Raw genomic sequence first — 18,867 nt, 5'->3', positions numbered from 1 at the left:
CCGCGCCGGTCGACCTCGGTGCCGAGAGCGAGGTCGCCGAGGGCGCGGCCAAGCTCTACCGGGACCACAACGTGGTGGTCAGCCGTGACAAGGACGGCGAGCTGAAGGCGTACAGCTCGATCTGCACGCACGCGGGATGCCCCATCAACAAGCTCCAGGGGACGACCCTGATCTGCCCCTGCCACGGCAGTGAGTTCGACGCCGTGACGGGCAAGGTGGTCGAGGCGCCGGCCACCGTGCCGCTGACCGAGCTGACGGTGAAGGCCGCGAACGGCAGGATCGTCGCCGGTCCGGCGGACTGACCGGAGCGCCGCGGGCTTCCGGGGCCCGCGACTCAGCCCGCCGGCCCTGAGGGACCGCTCACTCCCAGTCCCAGGCGATCCCCACGATGCCCGGCCGGATCCGTGACTCGACCACGTGGGCGCAGTGGTGCGGGCCGGTCACGGACAGTTCCTGCCGGCCGCTGCGCGGAGCCGCCGCCGAGTGCTGGGCGAAGCGGTGGCAGCGTACCGGCAGGGCGGCCGTGTCGAAGCGCACCTGGAGGGCGTACTGGCCGCCGGGGAAGCCGAACCGGTGGAGGTACTCGCGGGAGGCCCCGGCCGTGCCGTCCTCGATGCGGTAGCGGAAGAGGAAGGTGTCGCCGGTACGCAGGCGGGTGCCGAAGAGCAGCTCGGCCACCAGGACGCCGGTGTCCTGGTCCCAGCGGAGTCGACCGGTGCGGCAGTTCTCCAGGGCGTGCACGGTGACGCGGCGCGGATCACAGCCCGGGTCGCCGTGGTGGACGGCGACGAAGCGGTCGACGCCGTCGCGGTGGGCCCGCACGATGTGGTGGGCCTCGCGGCTCGCCAGCTCGCGCCGCGCGCCGATCCGGACGCACTCGTGATGCCCCAGGGTGTGCAGTCCGCCGTCCAGGGACCAGCCGAGGTCGGCGGTGAGCCGGTCCACGACGTCGGAGGCCTCGATCAGGGAGCGGTAGGAGCGGCCCGCCGGACGCCCGGTCGTGCCCTCGTCGGACTCGGCGAGCAGCCGGATCAGTGACTCGTCCGGCAGCTGGAGGATCTCCTCCAGTGCCCGTACGGCCCGCAGCGACTCCGGGCGCTGCGGGCGCCGGGCGCCCTGTTGCCAGTAACTGAGGCTGGTGACGCCCACCTTGACCCCGTGGCGCGACAGATGGTGCTGCACGCGCTGGAGCGGCAGTCCGCGAGCGGCGATCGCGGCGCGCAGCGCCACGTGGAAGGGGCCGCCGCGCAGGGCCGTGTCCAGCTCCGCGGTGGGGACGTCCGCGTGCTCTGTGGCATGCCGCATGCCGAGGGGCCTTTCTGTGAGGTGTCGCTACGGCTGGTCAGACCGCCTGTGCGGGTGTGCGGGGCCACCCCCGTGGGCGCTGCGGACGCCCGTGGCTGGGCACGCCGCGCCCGGACGCATGTGCGCACGGCCCCGAGTTCCCCCGCATTGAAGCGTGTTGACCAGAACCCGACAACACCTCGGACCCCGCCGTTCCGGACAACTGGCCGGACCTTGCCGCTCCACGGAGGGCGGGCGGGCCCTGTCGTGGGGTGCCGCAGGCCTGATCCGGGGCCTGGCCGGAGGGGCGGGCGCGGGCGGCGGCGTTCGCGGCATGACCGGAACGCGATCGCCGGACGTTCAGAGAGGTCGCCCTGAATCGGAGGGAGAGAGAAGACGGCCGGTGACCGGGGGGAGAAAAGACGACCGAGGACCGGGGCGCCCCTGGGGCCGAGGCACCTCGAGGCCGGGGCGACGCCCAAAGGACCGAGGCCCGCGCGGGTGGATGCGTACGCCCGGGGAGCGTGCCGTTCCTCCCGGCAAGGCATGCGGCCGGTGCGCCGGGCGTGCGGCTGGTGGGCCGGGAGTGCGGCCGGCGGGCCGGGTATGCGACCGGTGGGCCGGGAGTGCGGCGTGAGGTCTCGGCGGGGTGGCCGGACGGGCGGGGGCGTTGTCCACAGGCCCGACGCGGTGTCGGTGCTCGCCAGTAGGGTGTGAAGCATGGCCGACCCCTCCAGCTACCGCCCCAGGCCGGGAGACATCCCGGACTCTCCGGGGGTGTACAGGTTCCGTGACGAGCACCGCCGGGTGATCTACGTCGGAAAGGCGAAGAGCCTGCGCCAGCGCCTGGCGAACTACTTCCAGGACCTGGCGAACCTGCACCCGCGCACCCGGACCATGGTGACCACCGCCGCGTCCGTGGAGTGGACCGTGGTGTCCACCGAGGTGGAGGCGCTGCAGCTGGAGTACTCCTGGATCAAGGAGTACGACCCCCGGTTCAACGTCAAGTACCGCGACGACAAGAGCTACCCGTACCTCGCGGTCACGATGAGCGAGCAGTTCCCGCGCGTGCAGGTGATGCGCGGTCACAAGAAGAAGGGCGTGCGCTACTTCGGGCCGTACGCGCACGCGTGGGCCATCCGGGACACCGTCGACCTGCTGCTGCGGGTGTTCCCGGTGCGTACCTGCTCGGCCGGCGTCTTCAAGAACGCCGCCCGCACCGGCCGCCCCTGCCTGCTCGGCTACATCGGGAAGTGCTCGGCCCCCTGCGTCGGCCGGATCACCCCCGAGGACCACCAGGAGCTGGCCGAGGAGTTCTGCGACTTCATGGCCGGCCGTACCGGTACCTACCTCCGCCGTCTGGAGAAGCAGATGATGGAGGCGGCCGAGGAGATGGAGTACGAGCGTGCGGCCCGCCTGCGCGACGACATCGAGGCCCTGAAGAAGGCTATGGAGAAGAACGCGGTCGTGCTCGCCGACGCGACCGACGCCGACCTCATCGCCGTCGCCGAGGACGAGCTGGAGGCGGCCGTGCAGATCTTCCACGTACGCGGCGGCCGGGTCCGCGGTCAGCGCGGCTGGGTGACCGACAAGGTCGAGGAGGTCACCACCGGCGCCCTGGTCGAGCACGCCCTGCAACAGCTGTACGGCGAGGAGAGCGGGGACGCGGTCCCCAAGGAGGTGCTGGTTCCGGCCCTGCCCGAGCCGGTCCAGCCGGTCCAGGAGTGGCTGACAGGCCGCCGCGGGGCGAACGTGTCGCTGCGCATACCGCAGCGCGGCGACAAGAAGGCGCTCATGGAGACCGTGCAGCGCAACGCCCAGCAGGCCCTCGCGCTGCACAAGACCAAGCGCGCCTCCGACCTGACCACGCGCTCGCGTGCGCTGGAGGAGATCGCCGAGGCCCTCGACCTGGACAGCGCTCCGCTGCGCATCGAGTGCTACGACATCTCGCATCTGCAGGGCGAGGACGTGGTGGCCTCCATGGTCGTCTTCGAGGACGGCCTGCAGCGCAAGAGCGAGTACCGCCGCTTCCAGATCAAGGGCTTCGCCGGCCAGGACGACGTCCGCTCCATGCACGAGGTGATCACCCGCCGCTTCAAGCGCTACCTCGCCGAGAAGGAGCGGACGGGGGAGTGGGCCGACGGCTCCCTCGCCGAGGGCTCCGGCACCGACGGCTCCCTCGCCGACGGCGACGGCGCGCTCACCGATTCCCCCGGCAGCGACTCCCTCGTCTCCGACTCCTTCAAGGACGACGACGGCCGCCCCAAGAAGTTCGCCTACCCGCCCCAGCTGGTGGTGGTCGACGGTGGTCAGCCGCAGGTCGCGGCGGCCCGGCGGGCCCTGGACGAACTGGGCATCGACGACATCGCCGTCTGCGGCCTCGCCAAGCGCCTGGAGGAGGTCTGGGTGCCCGGCGAGGACGACCCGGTGGTCCTGCCCCGCACCAGCGAGGGTCTCTACCTGCTCCAGCGCGTCCGTGACGAGGCCCACCGGTTCGCGATCACCTACCAGCGCACCAAGCGCACCAAGCGCTTCCGCGCCGGCCCGCTGGACGACGTCCCCGGCCTCGGCGAGACCCGCAAACAGGCGCTCATCAAGCATTTCGGCTCGGTGAGGAAGCTGCGGTCGGCCACAATCGAGCAGATCCAGGAAGTGCCCGGGATAGGCCGGAAGACGGCCGAGACGATCGCCGTGGCCCTTGCCCAGGCGGCCCCGGCCGCACCCGCCGTGAACACGGCGACCGGAGAGATCATTGAGGACGAGGAACCCGATACGACGGGGGGTTCCTCGGGGGAGCCCGTGACCGCGGGCGTCCCGGACGAACGACGGGGGCAGGAGACATGACCGAGCACGACGCACAGCCCACAGCACAGCGAGATCAGGCGCACAACGCCACGGGCGACGACGTCGTCCGGAACGACGCCGGTCAGGACACGAGCCGGCCGGACACAGGCCGGCCGGACACAGGCCAGGACGCCGGCCAGGACACGGGCCAGGACAACGGCCAGGACAACGGAGCACAGGTGAGTACGGGCAGCGAGACAGCCGGGGCCCCCGAGGCGGCCATCCCCGAGCTGGTGATCATCTCCGGCATGTCGGGGGCCGGCCGGTCCACGGCCGCGAAGTGTCTGGAGGACCTCGGCTGGTTCGTCGTGGACAACCTGCCGCCCGCTCTGATCCCCACCATGGTCGAGCTGGGCGCCCGCTCGCAGGGCAACGTGGCGCGGATCGCGGTCGTCGTCGACGTGCGCGGCCGGCGCTTCTTCGACAATCTGCGCGAGTCCCTCGCCGACCTGGACACCCGGGGCGTCACCCGGCGGATCGTCTTCCTGGAGTCCTCCGACGAGGCCCTGGTCCGCCGCTTCGAGTCGGTGCGCCGCCCGCACCCGCTCCAGGGCGACGGGCGCATCGTGGACGGCATCGCCGCCGAGCGGGAGCTGCTGCGCGAGCTGCGGGGCGACGCCGACCTGGTGATCGACACCTCCAGCCTCAACGTGCACGAGCTGCGCGCCAAGATGGACGCCCAGTTCGCCGGCGAGGAGGAGCCCGAGCTGCGGGCCACCGTGATGTCCTTCGGCTTCAAGTACGGCCTCCCGGTCGACGCCGACCTGGTCGCGGACATGCGGTTCCTGCCCAACCCGCACTGGGTCCCGGAGCTGCGCCCGTACACCGGCGTCAACGAGGAGGTCGCCGCCTACGTCTTCAACCAGCCCGGCGCGAAGGAGTTCCTCGACCGGTACGCCGAGCTGCTGCGGCTCATCGCGGCCGGGTACCGGCGCGAGGGCAAGCGGTATGTGACCATCGCCATCGGCTGTACCGGCGGCAAGCACCGCTCGGTCGCGATGTCGGAGAAGCTCGCCGCGCGCCTCGCGGCCGAGGGCGTGGAGACGGTGGTCGTGCACCGGGACATGGGACGGGAATGACGGAACGTACACCGCGGCTGAGCCGGCTGCGCCGGATGGTGCCCGATGCGCGCGTCGGCCGCCCGGCCGAGGCGCGCGGGGGCCGGCCCCGCCGGCGCGGCGCCCAGCCCAAGGTGGTCGCGCTCGGCGGCGGCATGGGCCTGTCCGCGTCGCTCGCCGCGCTGCGCCGGATCACCGGCGACCTCACCGCCGTCGTCACCGTGGCCGACGACGGCGGCTCCAGCGGCCGGCTGCGGGACGAGCTGGGTGTGCTGCCGCCCGGTGACCTGCGCAAGGCGCTGGCCGCGCTGTGCGGTGACGACGACTGGGGCCAGACCTGGGCCCGGGTCATCCAGCACCGCTTCCAGACGAAGGGCGATCTGCACGACCACGCGGTCGGCAATCTGCTGATCGTCGCCCTGTGGGAGCAGCTCGGCGACCATGTGCAGGCCCTGGACCTGGTCGGCAAGCTGCTCGGCGCGCACGGGCGGGTGCTGCCCATGTCGGCCGTCCCGCTGGAGCTGCAGGCCCTGGTCAAGGGGCACGACCCGGAGCGACCGGACGACGTGGACACGGTGCGCGGGCAGGCGACCGTCGCCCTGACGCCCGGCGAGGTGCAGTCGGTGCATCTCGTGCCCCACGACCCGCCCGCCGTCCCGGAGGCGGTCGCGGCGGTCCTGGACGCGGACTGGGTGGTGCTCGGTCCCGGCTCCTGGTTCTCCTCGGTCATCCCGCACCTGCTCGTCCCCGAGCTGCTGGACGCCCTCACCGAGACCAAGGCGCGCCGGGTGCTGTCCTTGAACCTGGCGCCGCAGCCGGGAGAAACCGAGGGCTTCTCCCCGCAGCGTCATTTGGAGGTTTTGGGGCGACACGCCCCTAAACTCGCCCTGGACGTGGTGCTGGCCGACGAGGCCGCCGTGCCCGACCGCGACTCGCTCACCGAGGCCGCCAAGCGGCTGGGAGCCGCGGTCGAGCTGGCGCCGGTGGCCCGGACCGATGGTTCCCCCCGGCACGACCCGGAGCTGTTGGCCGCCGCGTACGACCGTATTTTTCGGATGCATGGAAGGATCGGCCCATGGCGATGACGGCAGCGGTGAAGGACGAGATCTCCCGGCTCCCCGTCACCCGGACCTGCTGCAGGAAGGCGGAGGTCTCCGCCATTCTGCGGTTCGCCGGCGGCCTCCACCTGGTGAGCGGGCGCATCGTGATCGAGGCCGAGCTGGACACCGCGATGGCGGCGCGCCGGCTCAAGCGGGACATCCTGGAGATCTTCGGGCACAGCTCCGAGCTGATCGTGATGGCGCCCGGCGGACTGCGCCGCGGCTCGCGGTACGTCGTACGGGTCGTCGCGGGCGGTGACCAGCTGGCCCGGCAGACCGGCCTGGTCGACGGGCGGGGACGGCCGATCCGCGGGCTGCCCCCGCAGGTGGTCTCCGGGGCCACCTGCGACGCGGAGGCGGCCTGGCGCGGGGCCTTCCTGGCGCACGGCTCGCTCACCGAGCCCGGCCGTTCCTCGTCCCTGGAGGTGACCTGCCCGGGCCCGGAGGCGGCGCTCGCGCTGGTCGGGGCCGCCCGCAGACTGTCGATCGCCGCGAAGGCCCGCGAGGTGCGCGGCGTGGACCGGGTGGTCGTCCGGGACGGTGACGCGATCGGCGCCCTGCTCACCCGGCTGGGCGCCCACGAGTCGGTGCTGGCCTGGGAGGAGCGCCGGATGCGCCGCGAGGTGCGGGCCACGGCCAACCGGCTCGCCAACTTCGACGACGCCAACCTGCGCCGCTCGGCCCGCGCCGCCGTGGCCGCCGGTGCCCGGGTCCAGCGCGCCCTGGAGATCCTGGGTGACGAGGTGCCCGAGCACCTCGCCGCCGCCGGACGGCTGCGCATGGAGCACAAGCAGGCCTCGCTGGAGGAGCTGGGCGCGCTCGCCGACCCGCCGCTGACCAAGGACGCGGTCGCCGGCCGTATCCGCCGGCTGCTGGCGATGGCCGACAAGCGCGCCGCCGACCTGGGCATCCCGGGCACGGAGGCGAACCTCACCGAGGAGCTGGCGGAGAACCTGGCCGGCTGACCGGACGGCGCGTCAACTCGCCGGTGCCGTAGCCCGATCGGGTGGTCGGCACCGGCGTTCGCGTGTCCATGCGGCGCTCTTGACTCGATCTTGGAGTGACATGAGCCTGGCAACCTGTTCGTCGCTGTGGCGGACCACCGCTAGGGGGGTTCATGAGACACAGAGCGAGATCGATCCTCGCTGTCGGCGCGCTTCTGCTCGGCGGAGCGAGCCTCGCACCCATCGCCCACGCACAGCACGGCAGTCCGGCGCCGTCCGAGCCGGACGAGGTCAAGGTCTTCCGTGCCGAGGTCACGAAGCAGCAGGTACCCCTGCTGCTCAAGGCCGGCCAGGACGGCCACGAACTCGGTGAGCAGGTGACCGAGGGCGGCAGGAGCAAGGTCGAGGTCTACCTCACCGACAAGCAGGCCGCGCAACTGCGCGAGCAGGGCGTCGCCCTCACCGAGCACACCCTGTCGGCCAAGGCGGAGGCCCGCGTCGAGGACGCGGCCCAGGGCGTGTTCCGCCCGTACAGCGGGAGCGGCGGGCTCAAGGAGGAGATCCTCCGCACCGCCCGGGCCCACCCCGGCCTCACCAAGGTCGAGTCCATCGGCAGGACCATCAAGGGCCAGGACATCCTCGCGCTCAAGCTGACCAGGAACGCGAAGAAGGCGAAGGACGGCTCCCGGCCCGCCGTGCTGTACATGTCCAACCAGCACGCGCGCGAGTGGATCACGCCGGAGATGACCCGGCGTCTGCTGCACTACTACCTGGACCACTACACGACCGACAAGCGCGTCAAGAAGATCGTGGACTCCACGGAGCTGTGGTTCGTCCTCTCGGCCAACCCGGACGGCTACGACCACACCTTCAAGGACCCCGGCACCCGCCTGTGGCGCAAGAACCTGCGGGACGTCAACGGCGACGGGGTCATCGGCACGGGCGACGGCGTCGACCTCAACCGCAACTTCCCCTACAAGTGGGGCTACGACGACGAGGGTTCGTCCCCCAACCCCACCAGCCAGACCTACCGCGGTGCGAGCCCCGGCTCCGAGCCCGAGACCAAGGCCCTGGACCGCTTGCAGAAGCGCATCGGCTTCCGGTACGGCATCAACTATCACTCCGCCGCCGAACTCATCCTCTACGGCGTCGGCTGGCAGGTGGCCACGCCGACCCCCGACGACGTCCTCTACCGGGCGCTGGCCGGCACCCCCGGCAACTCCGCCGTCCCGGGCTACCGCCCGCAGGTCTCCTCCGAGCTGTACACCACCAACGGCGAGGCGGACGGGCACGCGTCGAACGTCAACGGCATGGCGATGTTCACCCCCGAGATGTCGACCTGTCAGACCGCGTCGGACCTCGACCCGGACGACCCCTGGAAGCGCCAGGACTGCCAGTCGGTGTTCAACTTCCCCGACGACGAGAAGCTGATCCAGCAGGAGTTCGCCAAGAACGTCCCGTTCGCGCTCTCCGTCGCCGAGACCGCCGCACACCCCGACAGGCCGGCCTCCTCGGTCGGCCTGAAGGCCGCCGACTTCACCCCGGCCACGTTCGCCGTGTCGTACTCCCGGGGCGCGGACCAGGAGGTCGCGGTCGTCGCCCGCAAGGCGATCCGGGACAAGGAGCTCAAGTACCGCGTCAACGGCGGCCGTACGCTCGACCAGGCGCTCAGGCCCTGGAAGGGCGGGCAGGTCTACGGCGGCGAGGACAACCTCTACTTCGACGAGTACCGCGCCGCCGTGCAGGACGGCGAGCCGGGCGACAAGGTCGAGGTGTGGTTCACCGGCGAGACCAGGAGCGGCAGGAAGGTCACCAGCGAGCGCTTCACCTACACCGTCGCGAAGCGGCCGAAGGCGGACACGCTCGTGGTCGCCGAGGAGGGCACGGCCGCCACGCAGGCGCGGACGTACGTGGACGCGCTGAAGGCCGCCGGGCACCGGGCGCTCGTCTGGGACGTGGCCGCCCAGGGCGCCCCCGACGCGCTGGGCGTGCTGAAGCACTTCCGGACGGTCGTGCACTACTCCGGCGCGAACGGCCCGGCCAACGCCACCCAGCTCCAGCTGCGCGCCTACCTCAACGAGGGCGGCAGGCTGATCGAGGCCGGCGAGCTGGCCGGCGGCAGCGTCGACCTCGGCGACGGCACCCTGTCGGACGACTTCAGCCAGTACTACCTGGGCGCCTACAGCCGTACGTCGACCAAGGGGGCCACCGGCTTCACCGGCTCCGGCGCGCTCAGCGGCTTCACCGGCGCCCTAGGCGACGCGCCCGGCAACCCGCTCGACAAGGCCGGCACCTACGGCGTCACCTCCGACGAGCTGCCGGCCGGGACCTTCCCGCAGTTCAAGAGCGCGGGCGCGGGCACCTTCGCCGGAACCGTCAACCCGTACGGGCCGTACACGGGCTCCGCCATGGCCGCCGCCGTGCACACCGACGACGCCTACAAGCGCCTCACCCGCACCATCGACCTCACCGGTGTGGGCGCGGCCGACAAGCCGGTCCTCAGCACCCGCCTGCTGTGGGACACCGAGGCCGGCTACGACCACGCGGTGGTCGAGGCGCACACCGTGGGCGCCGACGACTGGACCACCCTGCCGGAGACCGGCGGGGCCACGAAGGCGGCCGTGCCGCAGGACTGCGGGGCAGGGTTCCTGGTCGGTGAGCACCCCTGGCTGAAGCACTACCTGACCCTCACGGGCAACGCCTGCACCGCGACCGGCACCACCGGTTCCTGGCACAGCCTCACCGGCGACTCCGGCGGCTGGCAGCAGGTGAGCTTCGACCTGAGCGGGTACGCCGGCACGTCCGTCGAGGTCTCGATCAGCTACGTCACCGACCCCGGCACCGGCGGACACGGCGTCCTCGCCGACGACGCCTCGCTGACGGTGGGCGGCGTGGCGCGGGAGACCGAGGGCTTCGAGTCGTCCCTGGGCGCCTGGACGGCGGCCGGACCGCCCGCCGGCAGCCCGGCGGTGCTGAAGGACTGGACGCGCACCGGGACCCTGTTCCAGACGTACGGAGCGGTCACGACGGACGACACCGTGCTGCTCGGATTCGGCCTGGAGCAGGTGCCGTCGGCGGCCGACCGGGCGGCGCTGCTGAGGAAGGCGTTCGACGCGCTCGACAGGTGAGCGCAGCCCCCTCTCAACGGTGCACCCAGCAGCCCTCAACAGGTGAGCCGACCCGCTCACGAACGAGTGATAACAGCGTCAATACGGGGCCGCATTCCGTAACAAATACGGGCGAAGCCATTGGCGATCCTTGGTGGTCCGTACCCCTACTGGCGGGTACGGACTGCCTGCCCGTGTATGCGGCATCTCGATGTCACTCCGGGGCCCTCAGAGAGGTAGGGTCGGTGGTGGTCGGGGACATCCCAAACAGAGCTCGCCGGCACCGCATAGCCGGCGTACCAACGAGGAGATCGGTTCGTGACGATCCGCGTAGGCATCAACGGCTTCGGCCGCATCGGTCGTAACTACTTCCGCGCGCTGCTGGAGCAGGGAGCGGACATCGAGGTTGTGGCTGTCAACGACCTGGGTGACACCGCGACCACCGCCCACCTGCTCAAGTACGACACGATCCTGGGCCGCCTCAAGCAGGAGGTCTCCCACACCGCCGACACCATCACCGTCGACGGTCACACCATCAAGGTGCTCTCCGAGCGCAACCCCGCCGACATCCCGTGGGGCGAGCTGGGCGTCGACATCGTCATCGAGTCCACCGGCATCTTCACCAAGAAGGAAGACGCCGCGAAGCACATCGCCGGCGGCGCCAAGAAGGTCCTCATCTCGGCTCCGGCCAAGGACGAGGACATCACCATCGTGATGGGCGTCAACCAGGACAAGTACGACCCGGCGAACCACCACGTCATCTCCAACGCCTCCTGCACCACCAACTGTGTGGCGCCGATGGCGAAGGTCCTCGACGAGAACTTCGGCATCGTCAAGGGTCTGATGACCACGGTGCACGCGTACACGAACGACCAGCGCATCCTGGACTTCCCGCACAAGGACCTGCGCCGCGCCCGTGCCGCCGCCGAGAACATCATCCCGACCACCACCGGTGCCGCCAAGGCCACCGCCCTGGTCCTGCCGCAGCTCAAGGGCAAGCTGGACGGCATCGCCATGCGCGTCCCGGTCCCGACGGGCTCCGTCACCGACCTGGTCGTGGAGCTGGGCCGCGAGGTCACCAAGGAAGAGGTCAACGCCGCCTTCCAGAAGGCCGCCGAGGGCGAGCTGAAGGGCCTCCTCGACTACACCGAGGACCCGATCGTCTCCTCGGACATCGTCAACGCCCCGGCGTCCTGCACCTTCGACTCCTCCCTGACCATGGTCCAGGAGGGCAAGAACGTGAAGGTCATCGGCTGGTACGACAACGAGTGGGGCTACTCCAACCGCCTCGTCGACCTCACGGTCTTCGTCGGCGAGCAGCTCTGATCGCTGAAGCAGGACCTCCGAAGTGAGAGCAGGGCCCGTGCAGCGCACCGCCGCGCTGTCCGGGCCCTGTCCCACGTACTGACCACGTCCTTTTACGATCAGGTGCACCACGAGCCCTCCTGTAGGAGTCCACTCAATGAAGACGATCGACGAACTTCTCGCCGCCGGCGTGAGCGGCAAGCGGGTCTTCGTCCGCGCCGACCTCAACGTGCCGCTGTCCGACGGGACGATCACCGACGACGGCCGCATCCGCGCCGTCCTGCCCACCGTCAAGGCCCTCGCGGACGCGGGCGCCAAGGTGGTCGTCGCCTCGCACCTGGGCCGCCCCAAGGGTGCCCCGGACCCCGCCTTCTCCCTCGCTCCGGCCGCCTCCCGCCTGGGTGAACTCCTCGGCTCCGCCGTGGCCTTCGCGACCGACACCGTCGGGCAGTCCGCGCAGGACACGGTGGCCGGCCTCGCCGAGGGCCAGGTCGCCGTCCTGGAGAACCTGCGCTTCAACGCCGGCGAGACGTCCAAGGACGACGCCGAGCGCGGCGCCTTCGCCGACCAGCTCGCCGCCCTCGCCGACGTCTACGTCGGTGACGGCTTCGGCGCCGTGCACCGCAAGCACGCCTCCGTCTACGACCTCCCGGCGAAGCTGCCGCACTACGCCGGCTACCTGATCGCCACCGAGGTCGACGTCCTGAAGAAGCTCACCGAGGACGTCCGGCGCCCCTACGTCGTCGTGCTCGGCGGCGCCAAGGTCTCCGACAAGCTCGCCGTCATCGACCAGCTGCTCGACAAGGCCGACCGCCTGCTCATCGGCGGCGGCATGGCCTACACCTTCCTCAAGGCCAAGGGCCACGAGGTCGGCATCTCCCTCCTCCAGGAGGACCAGGTCCCGGCCGTCACCGAGTACATGGAGCGCGCCGAGAAGCAGGGCGTCGAGCTGGTGCTCCCCGTCGACGTCGTGGTCTCCCGGACCTTCCCGGACCTGAAGACCAAGGCGCCCACCGAGCACACCGTGGTCGACGCGGACAAGATCCCCGCCGACCAGGAGGGCCTGGACATCGGCCCCAAGACCCGAGAGCTGTACGCCTCGAAGCTCGCCGACGCCGCGACCGTCTTCTGGAACGGTCCCATGGGCGTCTTCGAGCACCCCGACTACGCCGAGGGCACCAAGGCGGTCGCCCAGGCACTCGTCGACTCCGACGGCTTCACCGTCGTCGGCGGCGGTGACTCCGCCGCGGCCGTGCGCACGCTCGGCTTCGACGAGACCGCATTCGGCCACATCTCGACCGGTGGCGGCGCCTCCCTCGAATACCTCGAGGGCAAGACGCTCCCCGGCCTCGCCGCACTGGAGGACTGACCTCAATGAGCACGCGCACGCCGCTGATGGCGGGCAACTGGAAGATGAACCTCAACCACCTGGAGGCCATCGCCCACGTCCAGAAGCTCGCCTTCGCCCTGTCCGACAAGGACTACGAGGCCGTCGAGGTCGCCGTCCTGCCGCCCTTCACCGACCTGCGCTCCGTGCAGACCCTGGTCGACGGTGACAAGCTCAAGATCAAGTACGGCGCCCAGGACATCTCGCAGCACGACTCCGGCGCCTACACCGGTGAGATCTGCGGCCCGATGCTGGCCAAGCTGAAGTGCACCTACGTGGTGATCGGCCACTCCGAGCGCCGCCAGTACCACAACGAGACCGACGACGTGGTCAACGCCAAGGTCAAGGCCGCCTACAAGCACGGCCTCACCCCGATCCTGTGCGTCGGCGAGGAGCTGGACGTCCGCGAGGCGGGCGACCACGTCACCCACACCCTCAGCCAGGTCGAGGGCGGTCTGAAGGACCTCCCGGCCGAGCAGGCCGAGACCATCGTGATCGCCTACGAGCCCGTGTGGGCCATCGGCACCGGCAAGGTCTGCGGCGCCGAGGACGCGCAGGAGGTCTGCGCCGCCATCCGCGCCAAGCTCGCCGAGCTGTACTCGCAGGACGTGGCCGACAAGGTCCGCATCCAGTACGGCGGCTCCGTGAAGTCGGGCAACGTCGCCGAGATCATGGCGCAGGCCGACATCGACGGCGCCCTGGTCGGCGGTGCCTCGCTGGACGCCGACGAGTTCGTCAAGATCGTACGCTTCCGCGATCAGTGACGCGAGCAGTGAGTAGGCGGTAGCGGCGATACGTCGTACCCTTGCGGGGGCACAGCCAGGCGCTGTGCCCCCGTCGTCCATCCGAATCCGAGGAAGTTGGTCCAGCCGTGGTTTTGGGGTTCTCGATCGCCCTGATCGTCTTCAGCCTGCTGCTGATGCTGCTGGTGCTGATGCACAAGGGGAAGGGTGGCGGCCTCTCCGACATGTTCGGCGGCGGCATGCAGTCCTCCGTCGGCGGTTCGTCGGTCGCCGAGCGCAACCTCGACCGGATCACCATCGTGGTCGGCCTGCTGTGGTTCGCGTGCATCATCGTCCTCGGCATCGTGATGAAGACGACCAACTGACACGCGAACAGCACATTCCACTCGTAACGCCCCATGTTCGGTACGTGCTCCTGAGCGCGGCCTATCATGGGGCTTGCGTCTGGATATGGGGGCCGGTAACTCCAATCGCTGGACGCGCGTTGGGCCTTACGTAGACTGAGGCGCTCGCAGCGAAGCGAAACGCCGACTCGCTTCGCGGCACCATCACGCAGGGAGTTACGACCGTGGCAAGTGGCAACGCGATCCGAGGAAGCCGGGTCGGGGCGGGGCCGATGGGCGAGGCCGAGCGCGGCGAGTCCGCGCCGCGTCTGCGCATCTCCTTCTGGTGCTCCAACGGGCACGAGACGCAGCCCAGCTTCGCCAGCGACGCGCAGGTTCCCGAGACCTGGGACTGCCCGCGCTGCGGCTTCCCGGCCGGCCAGGACCGGGACAACCCGCCGGACCCCCCGCGCACCGAGCCGTACAAGACGCACCTCGCGTACGTACGGGAGCGGCGCAGCGACGCGGACGGCGAGGCGATCCTCGCCGAGGCGCTCGCCAAACTGCGGGGCGAGATCTAGGAGTTTTCACCGGCCGGGTGCCTGCGGGCGCCTGGCCGGAGCCGTTTCGCCCCGCTGCGGACGGCCGTTGTCAGTGGTGCCCTCTACGGTGTTTCGTGAAGGCGGGAACCGTGAGGGGGAGTTGTGGCAGCGGTCGGAGCGGTCGAGGCAGGGGAGCGGTGTGCGCCCGCGTGGCGCGGCGGCTTCGGCCGGCTGTGGAGCGCCGCCGTGCTCTCCAGCTTCGGCGACGCGCTGCGTACGGCCGCGCTGCCGCTGCTCGCCGCCTCGCTGACCGACCGGCCCCTGCTCATCGCTGCCGTGACGGCCTGTGGCTATCTGCCCTGGATCGTCTTCGGGCTGCTCGGCGGTGCGGTCGCCGACCGCGTGGACCAGAGGCGCGCGATGTGGATGGTGGACGCGATCCGCGGGCTGCTCGTGGCCGCCTTCGCGGTGGCCGTCGCCCTGGGGCACGCCTCGATCGCCCTGCTCGTCGTGCTCGCCTTCACGCTGACCGCGCTCCAGACGCTGTTCGACAACGCAGCCACGGCCCTGCTGCCGTCGCTGGTGGACCGGGAGGCCCTCGGCAGTGCCAACGCCCGGCTGCTGACCGGCCAGAAGATCAGCGGTGGCCTGCTCGGGGCGCCCGCCGTGCCGGTCCTGATCGCCGCGGGGGCGGCCGTGCCCTTCGCGGCCGACGCGGTCACCTTCCTCGTGGCGGCCGCGCTGGTCGCGTCCCTGCGGATCGCCGCACCCGAGCGCGGGCCGAGGGCGGCGGGCAGCACCCTGCGCCGGGACATCGCCGAGGGGTTGCGCACCCTGTGGCATGACCGGGCCCTGCGCGGCCTGTGTGCCTCCACGGCCCTGTGCAACATCGGGATGGGCGCCCTGATCGCCACCCTGGTGGTCCTCGTGACCGGCTGGCTGGACGCGGGCAGCGGCGGTTACGCGGCGGCGGCCACCGCGTACACCGTCGGCGGGCTGGCCGGGGGAGCGGCGAACCGGCGGATCACGGGCCGGCTCGGCCCCCTGCGTACGGTGCTGTCGGCCGGTGCCGTGCAGATCGGCGCCCTCGTCGTCATGGGCTCCGTGCGCAGCCTGGCCGCCCTGGTGGCCGCCCTCGCGGTCTTCGGGTTCATGGGCATGCTGTGGAACGTCAACAGCACCACCCTGATGCAGCAGCGCGCCCCCGCCGACATGCTCGGCCGGGTCAGCTCCGCCTTCCGTACCCTGGCCGTCGCGGGAGCCCCGGTCGGTGCCCTCCTCGGCGGTGCCGTGGCCACCGCGTGGGGCGCCAACACGCCCGCCCTGGTCGCGGCCGCGTTCTTCGTGCTGTCCGTCACCGCGCTGATATCGGCCGGCAAGGGGGACGTACCCGTGGGTGCGCCGGACGACGGCGCCACGACCGCTCGCCCCGCGCGCTGATCAATTAGGTTGGAACCGGCAGCGGGACAGGTGCACGAAAGAAGGCTGAATTCGGAAATGAACGCAGACGGCCGTACCAGGCTCAACCAGACGCCCGAATGGACCGCTCTCGCCAAGCACCGGGAGGAGCTGGCGGACACTCATCTGCGGGACCTGTTCGCCGCCGACCCCGCGCGCGGCACCGGGTACACGCTCCGGGTCGGCGACCTGTACATCGACTACTCGAAGCACCTGGTCACCGACGAGACGCTGCGGCTGCTGCGCGAGCTGGCCGCGGCGACGGACGTCTTCGGCCTGCGGGACGCCATGTTCCGCGGCGAGAAGATCAACGTCACCGAGAACCGGGCCGTGCTGCACACCGCGCTGCGCGCCCCGCGGGACGCGGTGATCGAGGTCGACGGCGAGAACGTGGTCCCGGCCGTGCACGCCGTGCTCGACAGGATGAGCGACTTCGCCGACCGGGTCCGCTCCGGCGAGTGGACCGGCCACACCGGCAAGCGCATCAAGAACGTGATCAACATCGGCATCGGCGGTTCCGACCTCGGCCCCGCGATGGCGTACGAGGTGCTGCGCAGCTTCACCGACCGCGCCCTCACCGTCCGCTTCGTCTCGAACGTGGACGGCGCCGACCTGCACGAGGCCACCCGGGACCTGGACCCGGCGGAGACGCTGTTCATCATCGCCTCCAAGACCTTCACCACGATCGAGACCATCACCAACGCCACGTCCGCGCGGCAGTGGCTGCTGGCCGCGCTGGGTGACGAGGCGGCGGTGGCCAAGCACTTCGTGGCGCTGTCCACGAACGCGGAGAAGGTCGCCGAGTTCGGCATCGACACGGCGAACATGTTCGAGTTCTGGGACTGGGTCGGCGGCCGGTACTCGTACGACTCCGCGATCGGCCTGTCCCTGATGATCGCCATCGGCCCGGACCGCTTCCGCGAGATGCTCGACGGCTTCCGGATCGTCGACGACCATTTCCGCACCGCGCCCGCCGAGGCCAACGTCCCGCTGCTGCTGGGGCTGTTGGGCATCTGGTACGGCAGCTTCCACGACGCCCAGTCGCACGCCGTGCTGCCGTACAGCCACTACCTGTCCAAGTTCACCGCCTACCTCCAGCAGCTGGACATGGAGTCCAACGGCAAGTCCGTGGCCCGGGACGGCCGGCCGGTGGAGTGGCAGACCGGCCCGGTGGTGTGGGGCACGCCGGGCACCAACGGGCAGCACGCCTACTACCAGTTGATCCACCAGGGCACCAAGCTGATCCCGGCGGACTTCATCGGCTTCGCCGAGCCGGTCGCCGAGCTGAGCGAGGAACTCAAGGCCCAGCACGACCTGTTGATGGCCAACTTCTTCGCCCAGACCCAGGCGCTCGCCTTCGGCAAGACCGCCGAGGAGGTCCGCGCGGAGGGCGTCCCGGAGGAACTGGTCGCGCACAAGACCTTCCAGGGCAACCGGCCGACGACCACGATCCTCGCCCGCAAGCTGACCCCCTCCGTGCTCGGCCAGCTGATCGCCCTCTACGAGCACAAGGTGTTCGTGCAGGGCGCGGTGTGGAACATCGACTCCTTCGACCAGTGGGGCGTGGAGCTGGGCAAGGTCCTCGCCAAGCGCGTCGAACCCGCCCTCACCGAGGGCGCCGACGTCCCCGGCCTGGACGCGTCGACCAAGGCGCTCGTCGCCGCGTACCGGGAGCTGCGCGGCCGGAGCTGAACCGCCGCCCGGTCACCGCCCGGCCGGCCGCGACGACCGTCCTTTGTGCGTTTTCTGTGCTGATCACCTAGGGTTCCGCTGATCCAGGGGAGGAAGCACACATGATGCGCAGGGGGTTCGCCGCGGCCGTCGCGGTGGCCGTGATGGGGCTGTCGGCCACGGGCTGCGGCGGCGGGCAGAAGCCGTCGGACGACGCCAAGGACGACCGCCCGAAGGCCGGAGCCAAGGCCGACGCCGAGATCGTGGCCGACGGGGACTACGCCGGTCCCGAGGACCTGCCGGAGCGGCTCGCGGCGGACGGCACGACCATCGTGGTCGGCGACCCGGACGCCCCGGTGGCCGTGCGGCTGTACGAGGACCCGCGGTGCCCGGTGTGCGAGGAGTTCGAAGTCAGGGGCGGCGCGCCGGAGCTGCGCAGGGCCGCGGTGCGCCGGGAGGCGAGGATCGAGTACGTCCTCGCCTCCTTCCTGGACGACCGGGTCGGCGGCTCCGGCTCCAAGAAGGCGGTCAACGCGCTGCGGGCCGCGCTGGACGCCGGCAAGTTCGCCGAGTACCACGACGTGCTGTACGCCCACCAGCCCGAGGAGAGCGTCGACGGATTCACCGACGCCTATCTGCTGAAACTGGCCGGGCGGGTCGAGGGGCTGCGCGGGCCCGCGTTCGACTCGGCCGTGAAGACCATGAAGTACCGGTCGTTCGTCACCGCGGCCGAGAAGGCGTACGAGCAGGCGGGCGGGGCGGAGGAACCGGGCGGGCCGGGCACGCCGACCGCGGACATCAACGGCGTCCGCATCCCGGCCGAGTACAACGGTGTGCTGTTCGACCCCGAGGTCTTCGGCACCCTGCTGACCAGGATCCGGAAGGACCCGGAGGGCTGGAAGGAGAGCGCCTTCTGAGACCCGGCTGTCTCGGGGCGCGGTCCTTTTGAGGCATGGCTGTCTCGGGGCGCGGCGCTTCTGAGGCATGGCTGTCCCGGGACACGGCCGTCCCGGGGCACGGCTCTCCCGAGGCACGGCCCTTCCGAATCATGGCTGTGCCGGGGCACGGCTCTCCTGGGGCGCGGCCCTTCCGGGGTACGAC

The 18,867-nt window shown here is 71.0% G+C and carries 15 protein-coding genes; 14 read left to right on the top strand and 1 reads right to left on the bottom strand.

Going from position 1 to position 18,867, the window contains the following annotated elements:
• On the top strand, positions 1 to 302 hold a 302-nt coding region (locus tag CCN44_RS08860; RefSeq protein WP_086697289.1), incomplete at its 5' end, for a Rieske (2Fe-2S) protein.
• A 58-nt stretch (positions 303 to 360) separates the two neighbouring features.
• On the opposite strand, the gene CCN44_RS08855 is transcribed toward CCN44_RS08860, so the two are convergent.
• Positions 361 to 1,305, bottom strand: a complete 945-nt coding sequence (locus CCN44_RS08855) for a hypothetical protein (protein ID WP_086697288.1) — start codon at positions 1,303 to 1,305, stop codon at positions 361 to 363.
• Positions 1,306 to 2,004: 699 nt separating this feature from the next.
• On the opposite strand from CCN44_RS08855, the gene uvrC reads away from it, so the two are divergent.
• From uvrC to CCN44_RS08785, 13 genes are all read left to right on the top strand, one after another.
• A complete protein-coding gene (uvrC, locus tag CCN44_RS08845; RefSeq protein WP_086697287.1) occupies positions 2,005 to 4,128 on the top strand; it encodes an excinuclease ABC subunit UvrC in 2,124 nt (707 codons plus the stop codon).
• Positions 4,125 to 5,207, top strand: a complete 1,083-nt coding sequence (gene rapZ / locus CCN44_RS08840; RefSeq protein ID WP_086697286.1) for an RNase adapter RapZ — start codon at positions 4,125 to 4,127, stop codon at positions 5,205 to 5,207. The genes uvrC and rapZ overlap by 4 nt, the downstream gene beginning before the upstream one ends.
• Entirely contained in the window at positions 5,204 to 6,271 is a 1,068-nt protein-coding gene (locus CCN44_RS08835) for a gluconeogenesis factor YvcK family protein (protein ID WP_059248700.1), read from the top strand. Before rapZ ends, CCN44_RS08835 begins: the two co-directional genes overlap by 4 nt.
• Entirely contained in the window at positions 6,262 to 7,251 is a 990-nt protein-coding gene (gene whiA / locus CCN44_RS08830; protein ID WP_030605113.1) for a DNA-binding protein WhiA, read from the top strand. Before CCN44_RS08835 ends, whiA begins: the two co-directional genes overlap by 10 nt.
• Before the next feature lie 152 nt (positions 7,252 to 7,403).
• Complete coding sequence (locus tag CCN44_RS08825) at positions 7,404 to 10,358, top strand: M14 family metallopeptidase (protein ID WP_086697285.1); 2,955 nt, start codon at positions 7,404 to 7,406, stop codon at positions 10,356 to 10,358.
• 297 nt (positions 10,359 to 10,655) lie between these two features.
• Positions 10,656 to 11,663, top strand: coding sequence for a type I glyceraldehyde-3-phosphate dehydrogenase (gap, locus tag CCN44_RS08820; RefSeq protein ID WP_059248699.1), 1,008 nt, complete (start codon positions 10,656 to 10,658; stop codon positions 11,661 to 11,663).
• 136 nt (positions 11,664 to 11,799) lie between these two features.
• Complete coding sequence (locus CCN44_RS08815) at positions 11,800 to 13,011, top strand: phosphoglycerate kinase (RefSeq protein ID WP_059248698.1); 1,212 nt, start codon at positions 11,800 to 11,802, stop codon at positions 13,009 to 13,011.
• 5 nt (positions 13,012 to 13,016) lie between these two features.
• Positions 13,017 to 13,793, top strand: coding sequence for a triose-phosphate isomerase (gene tpiA / locus CCN44_RS08810; protein ID WP_059248697.1), 777 nt, complete (start codon positions 13,017 to 13,019; stop codon positions 13,791 to 13,793).
• Positions 13,794 to 13,900: 107 nt separating this feature from the next.
• Positions 13,901 to 14,137 (top strand): preprotein translocase subunit SecG, encoded by a 237-nt coding sequence (secG, locus tag CCN44_RS08805; RefSeq protein ID WP_189397269.1) that lies wholly within the window; start codon positions 13,901 to 13,903, stop codon positions 14,135 to 14,137.
• Positions 14,138 to 14,340: 203 nt separating this feature from the next.
• The gene (locus CCN44_RS08800; RefSeq protein WP_003976875.1) at positions 14,341 to 14,676 is read left to right on the top strand and encodes an RNA polymerase-binding protein RbpA; all 336 of its coding nucleotides are present in this window, start codon (positions 14,341 to 14,343) and stop codon (positions 14,674 to 14,676) included.
• Between the two features lie 123 nt (positions 14,677 to 14,799).
• The gene (locus CCN44_RS08795) at positions 14,800 to 16,077 is read left to right on the top strand and encodes an MFS transporter (RefSeq protein ID WP_059248695.1); all 1,278 of its coding nucleotides are present in this window, start codon (positions 14,800 to 14,802) and stop codon (positions 16,075 to 16,077) included.
• A 57-nt stretch (positions 16,078 to 16,134) separates the two neighbouring features.
• Complete coding sequence (gene pgi, locus CCN44_RS08790; protein WP_086697284.1) at positions 16,135 to 17,787, top strand: glucose-6-phosphate isomerase; 1,653 nt, start codon at positions 16,135 to 16,137, stop codon at positions 17,785 to 17,787.
• 101 nt (positions 17,788 to 17,888) lie between these two features.
• Positions 17,889 to 18,683, top strand: coding sequence for a thioredoxin domain-containing protein (locus CCN44_RS08785; RefSeq protein WP_237481442.1), 795 nt, complete (start codon positions 17,889 to 17,891; stop codon positions 18,681 to 18,683).
• Positions 18,684 to 18,867: the final 184 nt, after the last annotated feature.

This window comes from Streptomyces tricolor, assembly GCF_002155905.1.
Lineage (GTDB): Bacteria > Actinomycetota > Actinomycetes > Streptomycetales > Streptomycetaceae > Streptomyces > Streptomyces tricolor.
Note: the sequence above shows the minus strand (reverse complement) of the source record. Positions and strands in the feature narration are given on the sequence as shown.